18 protein-coding genes are annotated in these 16,275 nt (G+C 64.4%); 15 read left to right on the top strand and 3 right to left on the bottom strand.

Annotated elements, in window-relative coordinates:
* Window positions 1–8: 8 nt before the first annotated feature.
* From ccoO to DY468_RS04410, 14 genes are all read left to right on the top strand, one after another.
* Window positions 9–743 carry a cytochrome-c oxidase, cbb3-type subunit II gene (gene ccoO / locus DY468_RS04475; RefSeq protein ID WP_164602769.1) on the top strand — a complete coding sequence of 245 codons (735 nt, stop codon included), beginning with the start codon at window positions 9–11 and terminating at the stop codon, window positions 741–743.
* Between the two features lie 9 nt (window positions 744–752).
* Window positions 753–917, top strand: coding sequence for a cbb3-type cytochrome oxidase subunit 3 (locus DY468_RS04470; protein ID WP_107353670.1), 165 nt, complete (start codon window positions 753–755; stop codon window positions 915–917).
* Between the two features lie 7 nt (window positions 918–924).
* On the top strand, window positions 925–1,806 hold the full coding sequence (gene ccoP / locus DY468_RS04465; RefSeq protein WP_164602767.1) for a cytochrome-c oxidase, cbb3-type subunit III: 882 nt from the start codon (window positions 925–927) through the stop codon (window positions 1,804–1,806).
* A 111-nt stretch (window positions 1,807–1,917) separates the two neighbouring features.
* Window positions 1,918–3,375 (top strand): cytochrome c oxidase accessory protein CcoG, encoded by a 1,458-nt coding sequence (ccoG, locus tag DY468_RS04460; RefSeq protein WP_164602765.1) that lies wholly within the window; start codon window positions 1,918–1,920, stop codon window positions 3,373–3,375.
* A 20-nt stretch (window positions 3,376–3,395) separates the two neighbouring features.
* Entirely contained in the window at window positions 3,396–3,896 is a 501-nt protein-coding gene (locus tag DY468_RS04455) for a FixH family protein (protein ID WP_164602763.1), read from the top strand.
* A gap of 34 nt (window positions 3,897–3,930) precedes the next feature.
* Window positions 3,931–6,129 (top strand): heavy metal translocating P-type ATPase, encoded by a 2,199-nt coding sequence (locus DY468_RS04450; protein ID WP_164602761.1) that lies wholly within the window; start codon window positions 3,931–3,933, stop codon window positions 6,127–6,129.
* Window positions 6,120–6,305 carry a cbb3-type cytochrome oxidase assembly protein CcoS gene (gene ccoS, locus DY468_RS04445; RefSeq protein WP_164602759.1) on the top strand — a complete coding sequence of 62 codons (186 nt, stop codon included), beginning with the start codon at window positions 6,120–6,122 and terminating at the stop codon, window positions 6,303–6,305. The genes DY468_RS04450 and ccoS overlap by 10 nt, the downstream gene beginning before the upstream one ends.
* Before the next feature lies 1 nt (window position 6,306).
* A complete protein-coding gene (locus DY468_RS04440; RefSeq protein WP_164602757.1) occupies window positions 6,307–6,552 on the top strand; it encodes a hypothetical protein in 246 nt (81 codons plus the stop codon).
* Window positions 6,553–6,691: 139 nt separating this feature from the next.
* Window positions 6,692–6,901 carry a hypothetical protein gene (locus DY468_RS04435; protein WP_164602755.1) on the top strand — a complete coding sequence of 70 codons (210 nt, stop codon included), beginning with the start codon at window positions 6,692–6,694 and terminating at the stop codon, window positions 6,899–6,901.
* A 144-nt stretch (window positions 6,902–7,045) separates the two neighbouring features.
* Window positions 7,046–7,555, top strand: a complete 510-nt coding sequence (locus DY468_RS04430) for an Lrp/AsnC family transcriptional regulator (protein WP_164602753.1) — start codon at window positions 7,046–7,048, stop codon at window positions 7,553–7,555.
* Between the two features lie 260 nt (window positions 7,556–7,815).
* Complete coding sequence (locus DY468_RS04425) at window positions 7,816–8,895, top strand: methyl-accepting chemotaxis protein (RefSeq protein WP_164602751.1); 1,080 nt, start codon at window positions 7,816–7,818, stop codon at window positions 8,893–8,895.
* A 188-nt stretch (window positions 8,896–9,083) separates the two neighbouring features.
* Window positions 9,084–10,775: a circadian clock protein KaiC gene (gene kaiC / locus DY468_RS04420; RefSeq protein ID WP_164602748.1), complete on the top strand. Its 1,692-nt coding sequence runs from the start codon at window positions 9,084–9,086 to the stop codon at window positions 10,773–10,775.
* A gap of 11 nt (window positions 10,776–10,786) precedes the next feature.
* Window positions 10,787–11,071, top strand: a complete 285-nt coding sequence (locus DY468_RS04415; protein WP_114356680.1) for a circadian clock KaiB family protein — start codon at window positions 10,787–10,789, stop codon at window positions 11,069–11,071.
* Window positions 11,068–12,519 carry a sensor histidine kinase gene (locus tag DY468_RS04410; protein WP_164602747.1) on the top strand — a complete coding sequence of 484 codons (1,452 nt, stop codon included), beginning with the start codon at window positions 11,068–11,070 and terminating at the stop codon, window positions 12,517–12,519. Before DY468_RS04415 ends, DY468_RS04410 begins: the two co-directional genes overlap by 4 nt.
* Window positions 12,520–12,563: 44 nt before the next feature.
* Here DY468_RS04410 and DY468_RS04405 read toward each other — a convergent pair whose 3' ends face one another.
* The gene (locus DY468_RS04405; RefSeq protein ID WP_164602745.1) at window positions 12,564–13,043 is read right to left on the bottom strand and encodes an Lrp/AsnC family transcriptional regulator; all 480 of its coding nucleotides are present in this window, start codon (window positions 13,041–13,043) and stop codon (window positions 12,564–12,566) included.
* Window positions 13,044–13,168: 125 nt separating this feature from the next.
* On the opposite strand from DY468_RS04405, the gene hppD reads away from it, so the two are divergent.
* Complete coding sequence (hppD, locus tag DY468_RS04400) at window positions 13,169–14,287, top strand: 4-hydroxyphenylpyruvate dioxygenase (RefSeq protein WP_164602743.1); 1,119 nt, start codon at window positions 13,169–13,171, stop codon at window positions 14,285–14,287.
* 93 nt (window positions 14,288–14,380) lie between these two features.
* On the opposite strand, the gene DY468_RS04395 is transcribed toward hppD, so the two are convergent.
* Together DY468_RS04395 and DY468_RS04390 are read right to left on the bottom strand one after the other, a co-directional pair.
* Window positions 14,381–15,073 (bottom strand): TetR/AcrR family transcriptional regulator, encoded by a 693-nt coding sequence (locus tag DY468_RS04395; RefSeq protein WP_164602741.1) that lies wholly within the window; start codon window positions 15,071–15,073, stop codon window positions 14,381–14,383.
* Between the two features lie 9 nt (window positions 15,074–15,082).
* Window positions 15,083–16,273, bottom strand: coding sequence for an amidase (locus tag DY468_RS04390; protein WP_164602739.1), 1,191 nt, complete (start codon window positions 16,271–16,273; stop codon window positions 15,083–15,085).
* Between the last annotated feature and the right edge of the window lie 2 nt (window positions 16,274–16,275).

The following is a 16,275-nucleotide window of genomic DNA, read 5'->3' as shown; positions in this document are numbered from 1 at the left end:
AGCAACAAATGTCAATCTGGGCTCGGCACAAAATCTTCGAGACCAACTCCGTCATCCTGATCGTCGGCATCTTGATCGTCATCGCGATCGGAGGCCTGGTCGAGATCACGCCGCTGTTCTACCTGAAGAGCACGATCGAAAAGGTGGATGGGATGCGTCCCTACACCCCGCTCGAACTCGCGGGTCGCAACGTCTACATCCGCGAGGGCTGTTATCTCTGCCACTCGCAGATGATCCGTCCGCTGCGCGACGAAATCGAACGCTACGGCCACTACTCGCTGGCCGCGGAGTCGATGTACGACCATCCGTTCCAGTGGGGCTCCAAGCGAACCGGTCCCGACCTCGCGCGGGTCGGCGGCAAGTATTCCGACGATTGGCACGTCGCCCATCTGAAGAATCCGCGTTCGATCGTGCCGCAGTCGGTGATGCCGAACTACGCGTTCCTCGCCGACAACAAGGTCGATCTCGCCAGCCTGTCCGCGCATCTGAAGACCAACCGCGAACTCGGCGTTCCTTACAGCGACGAGGACATCGCCAAGGCTGCGGCCGACGCCAAGGCGCAGGTCGATCCGGACGGCGCCGACGCGGCCGATCTGCTGAAGCGCTATCCCAAGGCGGTGGTGCGCAATTTCGATGGCCAGGGCGGCGATCCGACCGAGCTCGATGCGCTGGTCTCGTACCTGCAGATGCTCGGCACCCTGGTCGACTTCAAACTGTACGACGAAAAAGCGAACCTTCGCTGAGGCGGCGACATGAAAGCGATCATCTACTTCGACAACATCGCGTCCAGTCTCGTCACGACATGGTGGACGCCGCTGTTCATGGCCATTTTCGTCGCCATCGTGGTGTATGCGCTCTGGCCGAAAAACAAACAGGCGTTCGACGAGGCCGCCCAGATGCCGCTTCGAGAGGACTGAGACGACCATGGCTGACCATGCACATCACGGCGAAATCGACAAAGTCACCGGCACGGCCACGACCGGCCACGAGTGGGACGGCATCCAGGAACTGAACACGCCGCTGCCGCGGTGGTGGATCTGGACCTTCTACGCCACCATCATCTGGGCGATCGGCTACTTCATCGTCTACCCGGCCTGGCCGTTGATGAACGGCTACACCCACGGCCTGTTCGGCTACTCGTCGCGTGCCGAACTCGACGTCGATCTCGCCAAGCTCAATCAGATTCGCGGCGAGAAGATGCAGGCGCTGGCGAACGCCTCGCTCGAAGAGATCGAGAAGAATCCGGCGCTGCTCGCGCTGGCTCGCGCCAAGGGCAAGGTGGTGTTCGGCGACAACTGCGCCGCGTGCCACGGCTCCGGTGCGGCCGGCGGCAAGGGCTTCCCGAACCTCAACGACGACGATTGGCTGTGGGGCGGCACCCTGGAGCAGATCGAAAAGACCATCAAGTACGGTGCGCGCTCCGGTAACGACGACGGCCACATGGGCAACATGCTGGCGTTCGGCAAGGACGGCGTGCTGACCAAGGAGCAGATCGTTCAGGTCGCGAACTTCGTTCGTTCGCTGTCGGGTCAATCGACCCGGCCGGGCGTCGATCTGGCGGCCGGCAAGCAGATCTTCGCGGAGAACTGCGTCGCCTGTCACGGTGAAGACGCCAAGGGCAATCCCGAACTTGGTGCGCCCAACCTGACCGATAAGATCTGGCTGTACGGTGGTGACGAAGCCACCATCATCGAGACGATCACCAACGGTCGCGGCGGCGTGATGCCGGCGTGGATCGGTCGCCTCGATCCGACCACCATCAAGGCGATGGCGGTGTACGTCCACTCGCTCGGCGGCGGCAAATAGCCGCCGCTTGCGGGCGCGCAGGATCCGCGTGTTGGGGGACACGCGAGGCTATGATCCGCGCGCCCGGAATTGAACTTGCGTTCGACGTTGGAAGGGAAAAGAACCCCCGCTATGAACAAGCCCCTGCGCGCGACCGAATTGCAGCCGGACGACGACGGCCCGCTGTACCTCGCCCAAAAGAAAATCTATCCGCAAAGCGTCTCCGGTCCGTTCCGGCGCATCAAATGGATCCTGATGGCCGTGTGCCTCGGGATCTATTACTTCTTGCCGTTCGTTCGCTGGAACCGCGGTCTCGGCGCCCCCGATCAGGCGGTGCTGATCGACCTCGCGAATAACCGGTTCTACTTCTTCGCCATCGAGCTGTGGCCGCAGGAAATCTATTATTTCACCGGCCTGTTGATCGTCGCCGCCATCGTGCTGTTCCTGATGAACTCGCTCGGCGGCCGGGTGTGGTGCGGCTATCTGTGCCCGCAGACGGTCTGGACCGATCTGTTCTACGCGGTCGAGCGGTTCGTCGAGGGCGATCGCCGCGAGCGGATGCGCAAGGCCGGCGAAGGCTTCAAGATGCAGCGCGCCGCGGAACTCGCGCTCAAGCATTCGATCTGGCTGATGATCGCGTGGTGGACCGGCGGCGCCTGGGTGCTGTACTTCGCCGACGCTCCGACCCTGATCAAGGAGCTGGTCACCTTCGACGCCCCGATGGTGGCGTACATCTGGATCGGCATTCTCACTTTCACCACCTACACGCTGGCCGGCTTCATGCGCGAGCAGGTCTGCGTCTATATGTGCCCGTGGCCGCGAATTCAGGCGGCGCTGACCGACGAGTGGGCGCTCAACGTCACCTACAAGTACGACCGCGGCGAGAAGCGCTCGTCGCTCAAGAAAGCGGCGCAGCTCCGTGCCATCGGTGAGCCGGTCGGCGACTGCGTCGACTGCAACCAATGCGTGGCTGTCTGTCCGACCGGCATCGACATCCGCAACGGGCCTCAGCTCGACTGCATCCAGTGCGGTCTGTGCATCGATGCCTGCGACAACGTGATGACGAAGATCGGTCGGCCGACCCGGCTGATCGGCTACGACAACGACATCAACATCCATCGCCGGATGGAGGGCAAGCCGGAGATCTTCAAGCCGATCCGGGCCCGAACGGTGATCTACACGCTGATCATCGTCGCGATCGGCGGCGCGATGATCTACAAGCTGGCGAACCGGACCCTGCTCGACATCAACGTGCTGCACGACCGCAACCCGGTCGCGGTGCGCTTGTCCGACGGCTCGGTCCGGAACGGTTACACCATCCGCTTCCTCAACAAGCGCGGCTTCGACCGGGTCGTCGCCGTCGACGTCGATGGGCCGCCGAATGCGGTGATTCATGTGGTCGGTGCGGATTCGATCACGCCGGCCAGGCCGATGATCATTTTGGGGCGCGATACCACCACCGAATTGCGTGTTCTGGTCGACTCCAATTCCAGCGACGACGTGCCGAGCTCGGTGCCGGTGACGTTCCATGTCACCGATATCGGTCTCGGCGAGGTCGCCTCCACCAAGGACGTCTTCGTCACGCCCTGATCCGAACCGGAGCCTGAATCATGAGCCGTTCGAAATCATCGCCGCGTCCGCTCACCGGCAAAGTCGTCCTCGCCATCCTGGTGGCCTTCTTCGGCATCGTGTTCGGAGTCAACGGGCTGATGATGACGCTGGCGATCAAGACTTTGCCGGGCACCGAGGTCGACAGCGCGTATGCGGCAAGTCTTGCTTACGAGCGAGAGATTGCCGCTGCGCGCGATCAGGACCAGCGTGGCTGGAAGGTCGACGCCAAAGTCGAGCGCAAGCCCGACGGAGCTGCAGTGTTGCGGGTCGAAGCCCGCGACAAAGCCGGGCTGCCGATCGAGGGCCTGAACTTCTTCGGTCGGCTCGAGCGTCCTTCGGACAAGCAGTTCGATCGCGAAGTGACGCTGGCGGAAGTTAGCACCGGCGTCTACCGCGGCGGTGCGGACGGGGTGCTGCCCGGCCGCTGGGATCTGGTCCTGGAAGGCGACAAGGGCGGCGTTCGCCTGTTCCTGTCCAGGAACAAACTGATGTTGAACTGAACGCCGAGCCGGCGGGCGTGACGAGGATCGCCGAATGCTGCAGACGCGGGATTTCTCACACTACGTCAAAGACGTCGACGGCCGGGTCGCTCACCTCGACCTCGCCGTCGAAGGCGTCCATTGTGCGAGCTGCATGGCCAAGATCGAACGTGGCCTGCAGTCGATTCCGGATGTGACGCTGGCGCGCGTCAACCTCACCGATCGCCGGCTCGCGGTGGAGTGGACCAAGGACAGCACGCTGGAGCCCGGCCAGTTCATCGATCGGCTCGCCGAGCTGGGCTACAAGGCCTATCCTTACGAGCCGGTGCGGGCCGAAGTCGAAGAGGCCGAGCGCAGCAAGTATCTGCTGCGCTGCCTCGGCGTCGCCGTCTTCGCCACCATGAACGTGATGATGCTGTCGGTGCCGGTGTGGTACGGCGGCGATCTCAGCCCCGAGGCGCGCGACTTCTTCCATTGGCTCTCTGCGCTGGTGGCGCTGCCGTGCGCCGCCTATGCGGGGCAGCCGTTCTTCCAGTCGGCGTTTCGTGCGCTGAAGGCGAAAAGCGTCAATATGGACGTGCCGATCACGATCGGCATCGCGCTGGCGCTCGGCATGTCGCTGGTCGAGACCATCAACCACGCCGAGCACGCCTATTTCGACGCCGCCGTGATGCTGATCGCCTTTCTGCTGGCGGGGCGCTTCCTCGACCAGAAGATGCGGCAGAAGACCCGCGCCGTCGCCGGCAACCTCGCGGCGCTGAAGGCGGAAACCGCGACCAAGTTCGTCGGTCCCGACGAGATCGCCGAGGTGCCGATCGCGGCCGTGCGATCCGGCGACATCGTGCTGTTGCGGCCCGGCGAGCGCTGTGCCGTCGACGGCACCGTGGTGGATGGGCGGTCCGAGATCGACCAGAGCCTGATCACCGGTGAAACGCTGCATGTGCCGGCCGAACGCGGCACGCAGGTCTACGCCGGCACCCTCAATATTTCCGGAACGCTGCGGGTCCGGGTGGCGGCCGCAGCCGAAGGCACGCTGCTGTCCGAGATCACACGGCTGCTCGATCATGCGCTGCAGGCGCGCTCGCACTATGTGCAGCTCGCCGATCGTGCTTCGCGTCTGTATGCGCCGGTGGTCCATGCTGCCGCGCTGCTCACCATCATCGGTTGGGTGTTGGCCGGCGCGAGCTGGCACGATGCCATCGTGATCGGCATCGCGGTGCTGATCATCACCTGCCCCTGTGCGCTCGGTCTGGCGATCCCGGCGGTGCAGACGGTCGCCTCCGGGGCGATGTTCCGGGCTGGCGTTCTGCTCAACGCCGGCGATGCGATCGAGCGGGCCGCGGCTGTCGATACCGTCGTGTTCGACAAAACCGGGACGCTGACGCTTCCCGAGCTCGATGTCGTCAATGCCGGCAGCGTGCCGCCTGATGTGTTCGAACTCGCCGGCCGTCTGGCGCTCGCCAGCCATCATCCGGTCGCTGCGGCGGTGGCCCGTGCGGCGCAGGCCAAATCGCCGCTGCAAGGCGTGGTCGAAGAACCCGGGCGCGGCGTTCGTGCCGAATTCGGCGGCGAAGAACTGCGCCTCGGCAGCCCTGAATTCTGCGGTGCCGATGCCGAAGCCAATCAGATCCTCAGTGAAGATCCCGAAGTCTCCGTCGTTGCGTTCAGCCGCGGCGAGCAGCGGGTCGTGTTCGCGGTTCGGCAGTTGCTGCGGCCGGATGCGGCCAAGACGATCGATGCGCTTCGTAACCGCGGTATCGCCGTGGAATTGTTGTCGGGAGACCGTGAACCCGCGGTCCGCCATGCCGCCGACGCGCTCGGCGTCGGTGTCTGGCGTGCGGCCGTCACGCCTTCGGAGAAAATCGCGCATATCGAGGCGCTCAAGAAGCAGGGGCGCACCGTGATGATGGTCGGTGACGGTATGAACGACGCCCCGTCGCTCGCCGCCGCTCACGTCTCGATGTCGCCGATCAGCGCCACGCATCTCAGCCAGGCCACCGCCGATCTGGTGTTCCTGGGCAAGGAGCTGGCGCCTGTGCTGGCTGCCGTGGATTATTCGCGCAAGGCGATGGCTGTGATGCGCGAGAATCTCGGCCTGGCCGTCGGCTACAACATGCTGGCGGTCCCGATCGCGATCTCCGGCTATGCCACGCCGTTGATCGCAGCTCTTGCAATGTCCGGCTCGTCGCTTCTGGTGATGCTGAACGCGATGCGGGCGCGCCGCGTCCGCCGGGGAGGCGCCCGATGGAAGTGATGGTCATTCTCGTGCCGTTGGCACTCGGGCTCGGCTTGCTCGGGCTGGGCGCGTTTCTGTGGTCGCTGAAGAGCGGTCAATACGAAGATCTTGACGGAGCCGCCTGGCGAGCGATCGCCGACGACGATCCGCCTTTGCCACCGCCGGCCAAGTCGCCGGCAGACCAGCGAGGCTGACATGGCGATGCTCACTTACGACGACCGGCCGCGGATCGCGGCTGCGTTCGAGGCGCCGGCGAAGCCCGCGGCGCCTGCCACCGAGGCCCCCCCCGCGACCGACGAGGCCGGGGCGCCGATCGAGCCCGATGACGACGTGCAGGAGCGCTGGCTGCAAGCCCAGCCCTGGCCGCGCCGCTGGTTCGCGCGGTTCTATCGGGCGCTGCGTAAGCTGCAGCCGGCGTTTCCGCCGATGTCCTGCTGCTGATCGGTCGATGCTCCGTCAGGCTCCGTAGATCGACGTAAGATCAAAGATTTAAGCGCTCTTCATCTGCCTGATACAGTGCGCGGCTATCAGGCCGGCGTGCCGCTCGACCGAGCGAGTCGCCGACCAGAGAAGTGCCGCCATGTCCCATGCCTTCATCATCGAAGTCGATTCACGCGCCGCAGGAATCGTGGTGCGCGACGGCCGCAGCTTCCGCTTCCATTCCGCCTGCGCGGATTTCTCAGGGCTCGAAGGTCAGGGGTTCCGCTCCCCCGGCGACGCGCAGAAGGCGGCGGCACGCCATCTCGAGAGCTGCTCCAGTGGCCGCGGCGCCAAACTGCGGGTCGCCTGAGCCTCCACTGGCGGCGAATCTGCAGCCGCTGGTCGAACGCGGCCCTCCGGCGGGCAGACCGATCGTGCGGAACTTCGGCTTGCGAGAAATTTCATTCCAAGTAAGATGACGTTTAACGTCATTATTGGAAGAAAGTTCTCTGACATGGCCGATATCGAGACCGCAGCCGCCGAGCCCAGCCGGCGGCTCGACGCCATCGACCGAAAGATTCTCACCGTGCTCCAGCAGGATGCTTCGCTGTCGGTCGCCGAGATCGGAGACCGGGTCGGGCTGTCCTCGACGCCGTGCTGGAAGAGGATTCAGCGCCTCGAGGCCGATGGGGTGATCACCAAGCGGGTCGCTCTGGTCGATCAGGACAAGATCGGGCTGGGATTGTCGGTCTTCGTCTCGATCGAGAGCGGCGATCACTCCGATGCGTGGCTGACGACCTTCGCCGATGCGGTCAGCGCGATGCCGGAAGTGATCGAGTTCTATCGGATGGCGGGAGATGTCGACTACATGCTGCGGGTCGTGGTCGCCGACATGCGCGCCTATGACCAATTCTACAAGAAGCTGATCGGCACCGTGCCGTTGAAGAACGTGACCTCACGCTTTGCGATGGAGAAGATCAAGTCGGTGACGGCGCTGCCGGTGCCGGCGATGTCTGTACTCTGATGGAGTAATTTGTTCGCTTGATAAGTATCAGGCGTTCAAGCCGATGACTCGTGCTGAGCGCCGCGGCGGCTGTGAACTTTCGAAGGTTGGTCGTTTCAGTTTGGTGATGCGGTGTTAGTTGCCGGTTGTCGGCGGATTTCCGCGGAATAAGAGTTTTTGCTTTACAAGATGTGTGTCGAACGTCCTCAGATTTAGTAATCATTAGGGCAATTTGATCACCTTTGCTCCCGGCGCTGCGTCGCGCCCGGGGGAGGGGATATATGTGCGCTGCAGCGGTTCGCAGGGTCGATGCCGTCGCTGAGTCCGGTGCGGATGATCGGGTGGATGTCTCCGCGCTCGTTGTCAGGCTGACCTCGGAAGTCGACGAGGTTGCCCGTGGTAAGACCCGGGAAATCCAGAAAATTACCAGTCAGATGAAAATTCTGGCGCTCAATGCGCTGATCGAAAGTGCGCGGGCCGGCAAGCAGGGCGCGGGCTTTGCAGTCGTGGCCCAGGAAGTTCGTGCCGTCGGTGCACAAATCGAGCAGATCGCGCGGGATCTCGAGGTGCAGCTCACCAAACGGACCGGCGAACTGATCGATTCGATCGGCAACATGACCGAGCGTTCGCGGGGCGACCGGCTGGTCGATCTGGCGCTCAATGCCGTCGAACTGATCGATCGGAATCTCTACGAGCGGACCTGCGATGTGCGCTGGTGGGCGACCGATTCGGCTGTGGTCGATTGTGCGTCCGGGTCGTCGCCTCGAGCTGTCGCCCATGCGTCCCAGCGGTTGGGCGTGATCCTGTCTGCCTATACGGTCTATCTCGATCTGTGGCTGTGCGGTCTCGACGGCACCATCCTGGCCAATGGGCGACCGGACCGCTTTACCGTTGCAGGCCAGAACGTCGCCGGTCAGGACTGGTTCAAGCAGGCGCTGCGGCTGCACAGCGGCGACGACTACGTGGCCGGTAACATCAGACGGCAGCCGTTGCTGGCCGATGCTCAGGTGGCGACTTATTGCGCCAGCATTCGCTCCGAAGGGCGCAGCGACGGCGCCCCGCTCGGCGTTCTGGCGATTCACTTCGATTGGGAGCCGCAGGCAAAAGCCATCGTGCAGGGCGTTCGGGTCGATGATCCAAACCGCTCACGTGTGTTGCTGCTCGATGCCGATCGGCGGGTCATCGCCGCCTCGGACGGGCGGGGCTGCCTGGATGAGCGCTTTCCGCTGCAAACCGCCCATCCGCGCAACGGGACCTACCGGGACAGCAGCGGCGCCCTCATAGGCTTCCACCTAACACCCGGCTACGAGACGTATCGCGGCCTCGGCTGGTACGGGGTGATCGTTAGTCGGGGGGACTGAAGCGCCCGAGGCTATGGGGCGCGGAGGCGGGACGATCGTCAAGTGGGTTTGACAGTCGGGGCGAATTAGTCGCGCGGAACGCGGAACGTCGGAATTGGTTCCTGCACCCGGATGAGGGTTTTTCGCGTACCGTCCTCTAGGCAGAGACTTGCCGTTCTCCTACAAATCGCAAAACGATTTGTGGTCCGATGACTGACGGCATTACTAAAGCCCCGACGGGTATTGAAGGCTTCGACGATCTGACCCTCGGCGGTCTGCCCTCCGGGCGTCCGAGTTTGGTCTGCGGCTCGGCGGGCTGCGGCAAGACGCTGTTCGCATCGACCTTCCTGATCAACGGTGCACGGCTCTACGGCGAACCGGGCGTGTTCGTGACGTTCGAAGAGCGTCCGGGCGACATCGTCGATAACGTTGCCTCGCTCGGCTTCGATCTGCAGGGCCTGATCGAGCAGGAACGGATTCTGATCGAGCACATCGCGATCGATCCGACCGAGGTCGCCGAGGTCGGCGATTACGATCTGGAAGCGCTGTTTTTGCGGTTGGAGTTCGCCGTCGATCAGATCGGCGCCAAGCGCATCGTCCTCGACACCATCGAGAGCCTGTTTTCGGCGTTTCAGAACCCCGCCGTGCTGCGCGCCGAGATCCGGCGGCTGTTCGACTGGCTGAAGCAGAAGGGACTGACCGCGGTTATCACCGGCGAGCGCGGCGACGGCACGCTGACCCGGCAGGGCCTCGAAGAATATGTTTCGGACTGCGTGATCCTGCTCGATCATCGCGTCGACAATCAGATTTCCACCCGTCGGCTCCGGATCGTCAAGTATCGCGGTACCGCGCACGGCACGAACGAGTATCCATTCCTGATCGACGAAGACGGCTTCAGCGTGCTGCCGGTGTCGTCGCTCGGGCTGTCGCACAAAGTCTATCAGGATCGGATTTCGACCGGCGTCGACGACCTCGATGCGATGCTGTCCGGGGGCGGCTTCTTTCGCGGCACCAGCGTGCTGATCAGCGGCGTGGCGGGTTCGGGCAAAAGCTCGCTGGCCTGCATGATGGTGGACGCCGCCTGTCGCCGGGGCGGCAAGGCGCTGTATCTGTCGTTCGAGGAATCCGAAGCCCAGACCGTCCGCAACATGCGGTCGGTCGGCACCGATCTGGAGCGTTGGCTGACCAGCAGCCAGCTTCGCTACATCGCGGCCCGGCCGACCTTCTACAGCCTGGAGATGCATCTGGCCGTGATGCTGCGCGAGGTCGCGCGTTTCAAGCCCGACCTCGTTGTTCTCGACCCTATCTCGGCCTTCACCGAAAGCGGTCAGGCCGGCGAAGTGCAATCGATGCTGCTCCGCATCGTCGACTATCTGAAGTCCAACGGCATCACCGGCGTGTTCACGCATCTCTCCCATGGCGTGAGCACCGAGACCGACGGCGGTCTGTCGTCGCTGATGGATGCCTGGATTCTGCTGCTCAATCGCGAGGCGCACGGTGAATTCAACCGCGAGCTTTATTTGTTGAAGGCGCGCGGCATCGCGCACTCCAATCAGGTGCGCGAGTTTGTGATGTCGAACGACGGTATTCATCTGCTGCCGCCGTATCTCGGCGACGGCGGCGCGGTGACCGGATCGGCACGCAGGGCCGAAGAGGCCAAGGCGCGACGTCTCGAGCACGAGCGGCGCACCGAGATGGCGCGGCTGCAGGACCAGATCGAGCAGCGTCGCAAGCGCGCGCTCGCCCAGATCGATGCGTTGCAGGCGGATCTTGCGGTCGATGAAGCCGAGCTGCAGCGTCTGATGCAGGTGGAAGCCAGCTATCGGGCGCAGACCGAACGCGACGCGAACGATATGGCGCGGAGCCGGGGCGTTGCCGGCCCGGCCGTTGGCACGAAGTAAGGACGCGACCAATGGCCGATCCGATCAAGCTGGTACTCTATGTCGCCGGAGAAACCCCAAAGTCGCTGGCGGCGATCCGTAATCTCGAGAAGATCTGTGCGGAGCATTTGGCCGGCAAGTACAGGGTCGAGGTGATCGATCTGAAGAAGTCGCCTCAGCTCGCGCGCGAGCACGGCATCGTGGCGATCCCGACCCTGGTCAAGGAACTGCCGGTGCCGATCCGCAAGATCATCGGCGATCTGTCCGACACCCCGAAAGTCCTGGTGCATCTGGCGGTGGAGGAGTCGTCGTCGTGACGTCGGCGGTCTCGGCGCTGAGCAGGGCGGAGCTGGAAGCCCGGCTGGAGGAGGCCGAAGAGACGCTGCGGGCGATTCGTGAGGGGGAAATCGACGCCCTCGTTGTGCGAGGTGCCGACGCCGAGCAGGTGTTCACGCTCGAAGGCGGCGGACAATCCTATCGCACCTTCATGGAGGCGATGGATGTCGGCGCCGCCGCGTTCGATCACGACGGCCAGCTGCTCTACGCCAATCAGGCGCTGTGCACGCTGCTCGATTGTCCCCATGGCTCGTTGACCGCACCGGCGCTGATCGCCTTGCTCGATCCGGTCAATCAGGCGGCCTTTCAAAGCCTGCTGGCGCAGGCGCAACAGGAACGGCAGTCGGCCGAGATCCATCTGCGGGTCGGCAACGCCGAGCGCAGCATGCTGCTGACCGGGACGCCGCTGGAGTTCGGCATCGTTCAGGGCGCTGCCGTCACCTTCACCGACATCAGCGAGCGCGAGCAGGCCGCGGCGGCCCGCGAGTCCGAGCGGCTCGCGCGTGCCATCCTGGCTTCGGCCAACGAGGCGGTGATCGTCTGCGATCGGGCCGGCCACGTCACCCATCTCAACGGCGCGGCGATGCGGATCTGCGCCGAGGCTCCGGTCGGCAAGACTTTCGCCGAGGCGATTGCGCTCGGCTTCCCCGAAGCCTCCGAACTGATGAGCAGTGACGACATCGTCACGATGGCGACCGCCGGCCTTCCGGTGCAGGGGCTGGAGGCCGCGGTGCGCACGCCGTCGGCCGCGATCACCGACGTGATGATCAGCGCCGCGCCGCTGGTGGTCTCGGGCGAGCGAACCCAGGGCTGCGTCGTGACGCTGGTCGATCTGTCGCAGCGCAAGGCGGCCGAACGGCACCAGTCGCTGCTGATGGGGGAACTCGACCATCGGGTGAAGAATACGCTGACCATGGTGATGGCGATCTGCGCCCGGACCGCCGCGCACGAGCGCACCATCGAAGAGTTTCAGAAGTCGTTCACCGGCCGGATTCAGGCATTGGCGGCGACCCATACGCTGCTGTCCAACGCCTCGTGGCAAAACTTGCAGATCCGCGACGTGCTTGCCGCCGAACTGGCGCCGTTCGCGTCGCTGTCCAGCGGCCGCATCCTGACCGAGGGTCTCGATATCGCGGTGGAAGCCAAGATGGCGGTGTCGCTCGGTCTGGTGTTTCACGAACTCACCACCAATGCGGTGAAATACGGCGCGCTCTCGATCCCGGCCGGCAGGATCTCGGTGCGCCGGATCGCTGACGGCGACGAGGCGCTCACGATCGAATGGCGCGAGCACGACGGCCCGCCGGTGACCCCGCCGCAAAGCTCTGGTTTCGGCCAGACGCTGATTTCGCGCAGCCTCGGCAGCGGCGGGGCGAAGCTGGAATTTTCTCCTGCCGGCGTGGTTTGTCAGATTTCGATTCCGAAGAGTTGACCCGACCGAGGTCGGACCCTCGTCCGATCACGGACGCCCGGCGATCAGCCGGTCGCGAGTTGCTTCAGCGGCAGCCTCGCGCTTTCCTTGAGGCGATCGAGCACGATCGAGGATCGCACATGCGCGACGCTCTGGTGCGGCATCAGCACGTTGTTGACCAGGTCGGACAGGCCTTTGAGATCGCGCAGGACGGCCTTGAGCACATAGTCCGCGTCGCCGGTCAGCGAATAGGCTTCCTGCACTTCGTCGATCCGGCCGACCAGTGATCGAAACTTCTCGGCGTTGCCCGGCGAGTGCGTCGCCAGCGTGATCTGGATGAAGGCGACGACGCCGAACCCGAGCGCGTCGCCGGCGAGTTCGGCCCGATAGCCGGTGATGATGTTGTCCTGCTCCAGCCGCATCCGCCGCCGCGAGCACTGCGACGGCGACAATTGCACCCGATCCGCCAGCTCCTGATTGGTGAGGCGGCCATCGTCCTGCAGCGCGCTCAGGATCTTCAGGTCGAAAGCATCGACGGACATCATGCGCGAAAGCCACCATTCATGCACGGATCGTGCACAGATTAGCGCGAGCGGCTCGCATTTGCACGCCCCTTGCGCGGCGACGGGTCGATGATGGCGCAAAGCCAAATCTTGAGGAGGAGCCGCCGATGGGACCATTTCCGCACAATGCGCAGCCGGCGACGATCACTGCCGACAATCCGATGGGCACTGACGGCTTCGAGTTCGTCGAATTCGCCCATCCCGATCCGGCGCAGCTTCACAGCCTGTTCAAGCTGATGGGCTTCAGCCTGGTTGCGACGCATCGCACCAAGGCGATCTCGGTCTATCGCCAGGGCGACGTCAACTATCTGGTCAACGAGCAGCCCGGCACCCACGGCACCGACTTCGTCGCTGCCCATGGCCCGTGCGCGCCGTCGATGGCGTTTCGCGTGGTCGATGCCAAACAGGCCTATGAGCGTGCGGTCGCGCTGGGCGCCGAACCAGCCGGCGTCACGGCCGCGCAGGCGACGCTCGACGTTCCGGCGATCAAGGGCATCGGCGGAAGCCTGCTGTATTTCGTCGATCGCTACGGCGCGAAGGGCTCAGCTTACGACGCTGAATTCGAGTGGGTCGGGGCCCGTGACGCCCGGCCCGTCGGCACCGGCCTCTACTACATCGATCACCTGACCCACAACGTTCATCGCGGCCGGATGGATGTGTGGACAGGCTTCTACGCCAAGCTGTTCAATTTCCGGCAGATCCGTTTCTTCGACATCGAGGGCCGCGCCTCCGGCCTGTTCTCCCGTGCGCTGACCAGTCCCGACGGCAAGATCCGGATTCCGATCAACGAGGACGCCGGCGATTCCGGTCAGATCGAAGAATATCTCAACCTGTATCGCGGCGAGGGCATTCAGCACATCGCCTGCGGTTGCCGCGACATCTACGCGACGGTCGAAGATTTGCGCGCGAGCGGCCTGCCGTTCATGCCGTCGCCGCCCGAGACGTATTTCGAGCGTGTCGATGCCCGATTGCCGAAGCACGGCGAAGATCTCGCCCGGCTGCAGCGGAACGGCATCCTGATCGACGGTGAAGGCGTCGTCGACGGCGGCCAGACCAAGGTGCTGCTGCAGATCTTCTCGGCCAATGCGATCGGCCCGATCTTCTTCGAATTCATCCAGCGCAAGGGCGACGACGGATTCGGCGAAGGCAACTTCAAGGCGCTGTTCGAGTCGATCGAAGAAGACCAGATCCGCCGCGGTGTGCTGAAGGCGGAGCGCGCGGCGTAGCGCTTTACACCACCGCCTGCGTAATGGCCGGGAGCTTGTCCCGGCCATTACAGGTCGAGATCATCGTCCCTTTTGGTCGACGCGGATTCCTGGTCAGCTCTTGCCGACCTCGTCGCGGCCACGGGTCAGATATGCCGCCAGCATCTTGCGGGCGTCGTCGCGGCGCTGCGCCCGCCATTCGGACTTACTCAGGTCGGTCTCGAACATCGACGACAGCGTGTGCACGTTGGCGCAGTGAAACTGGCTGAGCGCTGCAATCATCACATAGAGCCGCAAGGGATCGATGTCGGACGCGAGTCGGCCCTCGGCGACGCCGCGGGCCAGCAGGCGTGTGGTCATTCCGAGCACCGGCGACGACATCTGCTGGATTCGCGCCGACTTCTTCATATGGCGCGCCTTCATCATGTTTTCGCTGCGCAGCAGGCTGACGAGATGGCTGTTGCGTTCGAAATGCCCGCTCATGAAGTCGAGCAGTTTCAGCAGTCCGTCGAGCGGATCGAGGTGCATCAGATCAAGCGTCAGCTCTTCGGTCCGGAGCGCGCCGAGCGCACTCTCCAGGGTCGCGACGTACAGTTCGGACTTGCTGCCGAACAGTTCGTAGATCATCCGCGGATTGGAGCCGGCCTTGGTGACGATCCGGGTGATGCGTGCGCCGGCATAGCCGTGGGTGGCGAATTCGGCGGTCGCTGCTTTCAAAATCGCGGCACGGTTCTGATCGGCGTTGCGGCGCGGCCGGCGGCGTGGCTTGGCGTCGAGGGTGTCGAGGTCGGCAATGCGGTCGGTCATGTCGAAAGCCTAGTCGTTGAGGCGTGCGCTCAATCGGCATGCTGCGTCCAGCACTGCGCGATCGGCGCCGGCACCGCCGATCAGCGACAGTCCGACCGGGCAGCCGTCGACGGTGGCCACTGGGAGGTTGACTTGAGGCAGCCCGGCGTGGCCGGCGATCGACGTCAGCGTCAGCGCGCGCGTGTAGAACGGGCCGTGCTGCTCGCCGGGTTCGGGGCTGTGCTTCGGCAGAGCGATGCAAGGCGCGGTCGGGATCAGCCAACCGATGCCGCCGGCAAGCTGCGTGCGCAGCCGGCTGCGGATCGCGTCGCGAAGCGGCTGCCATCGCGCGACATCGTCCGCAGTGATGTCCGCGGTTCTGGCAAAACGCGGCGCGATCGCGTCGCCGAAGCTCGGTCGCGTCGTGCTGATCCAGCCGCCGAGCTCACGCCAGTTCTCGGTGCCCTGGAGCACTTGATAGGCCTCGAACCATTCGGCCTTCGCGCCGTCGAACACGGTGATTTCGTCGCGGGCATCGAGCTTCGCACAGATCGCGCGGAGGGCGATGGCCACATCGTCATCCGCGATCTCGAACGCGTCGCGCACGATCAGCAACCTGCGGATCGGTTCAGGCTCGGCTTTGGGAAGGACGACGTCACCGACGCGCGCCAGCATTTCCGCATCCCGTGCGAACCAGCCGACCGTGTCGTAGCTCGGCGCGAAAGGCATCACACCGTCGAGCGGGATCGCGTCGTGGGTGGGCCGGATGCCGTAAATGCCACAGAAACTCGCTGGCACCCGCACTGAGCCGCCGGTATCGGTGCCGAGTGCGAAATCGACCAGCCCGGCCGCAACGGCCGAAGCCGAGCCCGACGACGAGCCGCCTGGAATGCGATCGGGGCAGGCCGGGTTCAGCGGCGTGCCGTAATGCGCGTTGATGCCTTCGAGGCTGAAAGCGAGTTCGTCGGTGATGGTCTTGCCGTGCACGCTGGCACCGGCCGAGAGCAGCCGTTCGACCACCGGCGCCGAGCGCGCGGCAGGCTCGTGCGTGCGTAGCCAGTCCGGATTGCCGCCGCCGGTGACAGTGCCGGCGATGTCAATCAGATCCTTCACCGCGAAGCTCAGCCCGTCGAGCGGCCCGCATGCGGTCGCCGCCAGATGCAGCAACGGGCCGGGGATGAATGCGCTGCCGGCGGGCGGCGTCTGTATCGGATCGATCATGT

Source organism: Rhodopseudomonas sp. BR0M22, from assembly GCF_010907035.1.
Taxonomy (GTDB): domain Bacteria; phylum Pseudomonadota; class Alphaproteobacteria; order Rhizobiales; family Xanthobacteraceae; genus Rhodopseudomonas.
This window is presented reverse-complemented; position numbering and strand designations above follow the sequence as displayed.

Coding starts and splice junctions, on each gene's coding strand:
- DY468_RS04415 (WP_114356680.1), top strand. CDS start 10,787: ATGGCCGATCCGATCAAGCTGGTACTCTATGTCGCCGGAGAAACCCCA.
- DY468_RS04395 (WP_164602741.1), bottom strand. CDS start 15,073: ATGACCGACCGCATTGCCGACCTCGACACCCTCGACGCCAAGCCACGC.
- DY468_RS04435 (WP_164602755.1), top strand. CDS start 6,692: ATGTCCCATGCCTTCATCATCGAAGTCGATTCACGCGCCGCAGGAATC.
- ccoG (WP_164602765.1), top strand. CDS start 1,918: ATGAACAAGCCCCTGCGCGCGACCGAATTGCAGCCGGACGACGACGGC.
- DY468_RS04405 (WP_164602745.1), bottom strand. CDS start 13,043: ATGATGTCCGTCGATGCTTTCGACCTGAAGATCCTGAGCGCGCTGCAG.
- DY468_RS04455 (WP_164602763.1), top strand. CDS start 3,396: ATGAGCCGTTCGAAATCATCGCCGCGTCCGCTCACCGGCAAAGTCGTC.
- kaiC (WP_164602748.1), top strand. CDS start 9,084: ATGACTGACGGCATTACTAAAGCCCCGACGGGTATTGAAGGCTTCGAC.
- ccoP (WP_164602767.1), top strand. CDS start 925: ATGGCTGACCATGCACATCACGGCGAAATCGACAAAGTCACCGGCACG.
- DY468_RS04430 (WP_164602753.1), top strand. CDS start 7,046: ATGGCCGATATCGAGACCGCAGCCGCCGAGCCCAGCCGGCGGCTCGAC.
- DY468_RS04390 (WP_164602739.1), bottom strand. CDS start 16,273: ATGATCGATCCGATACAGACGCCGCCCGCCGGCAGCGCATTCATCCCC.
- ccoO (WP_164602769.1), top strand. CDS start 9: ATGTCAATCTGGGCTCGGCACAAAATCTTCGAGACCAACTCCGTCATC.
- ccoS (WP_164602759.1), top strand. CDS start 6,120: ATGGAAGTGATGGTCATTCTCGTGCCGTTGGCACTCGGGCTCGGCTTG.
- hppD (WP_164602743.1), top strand. CDS start 13,169: ATGGGACCATTTCCGCACAATGCGCAGCCGGCGACGATCACTGCCGAC.
- DY468_RS04440 (WP_164602757.1), top strand. CDS start 6,307: ATGGCGATGCTCACTTACGACGACCGGCCGCGGATCGCGGCTGCGTTC.
- DY468_RS04470 (WP_107353670.1), top strand. CDS start 753: ATGAAAGCGATCATCTACTTCGACAACATCGCGTCCAGTCTCGTCACG.
- DY468_RS04425 (WP_164602751.1), top strand. CDS start 7,816: ATGTGCGCTGCAGCGGTTCGCAGGGTCGATGCCGTCGCTGAGTCCGGT.
- DY468_RS04450 (WP_164602761.1), top strand. CDS start 3,931: ATGCTGCAGACGCGGGATTTCTCACACTACGTCAAAGACGTCGACGGC.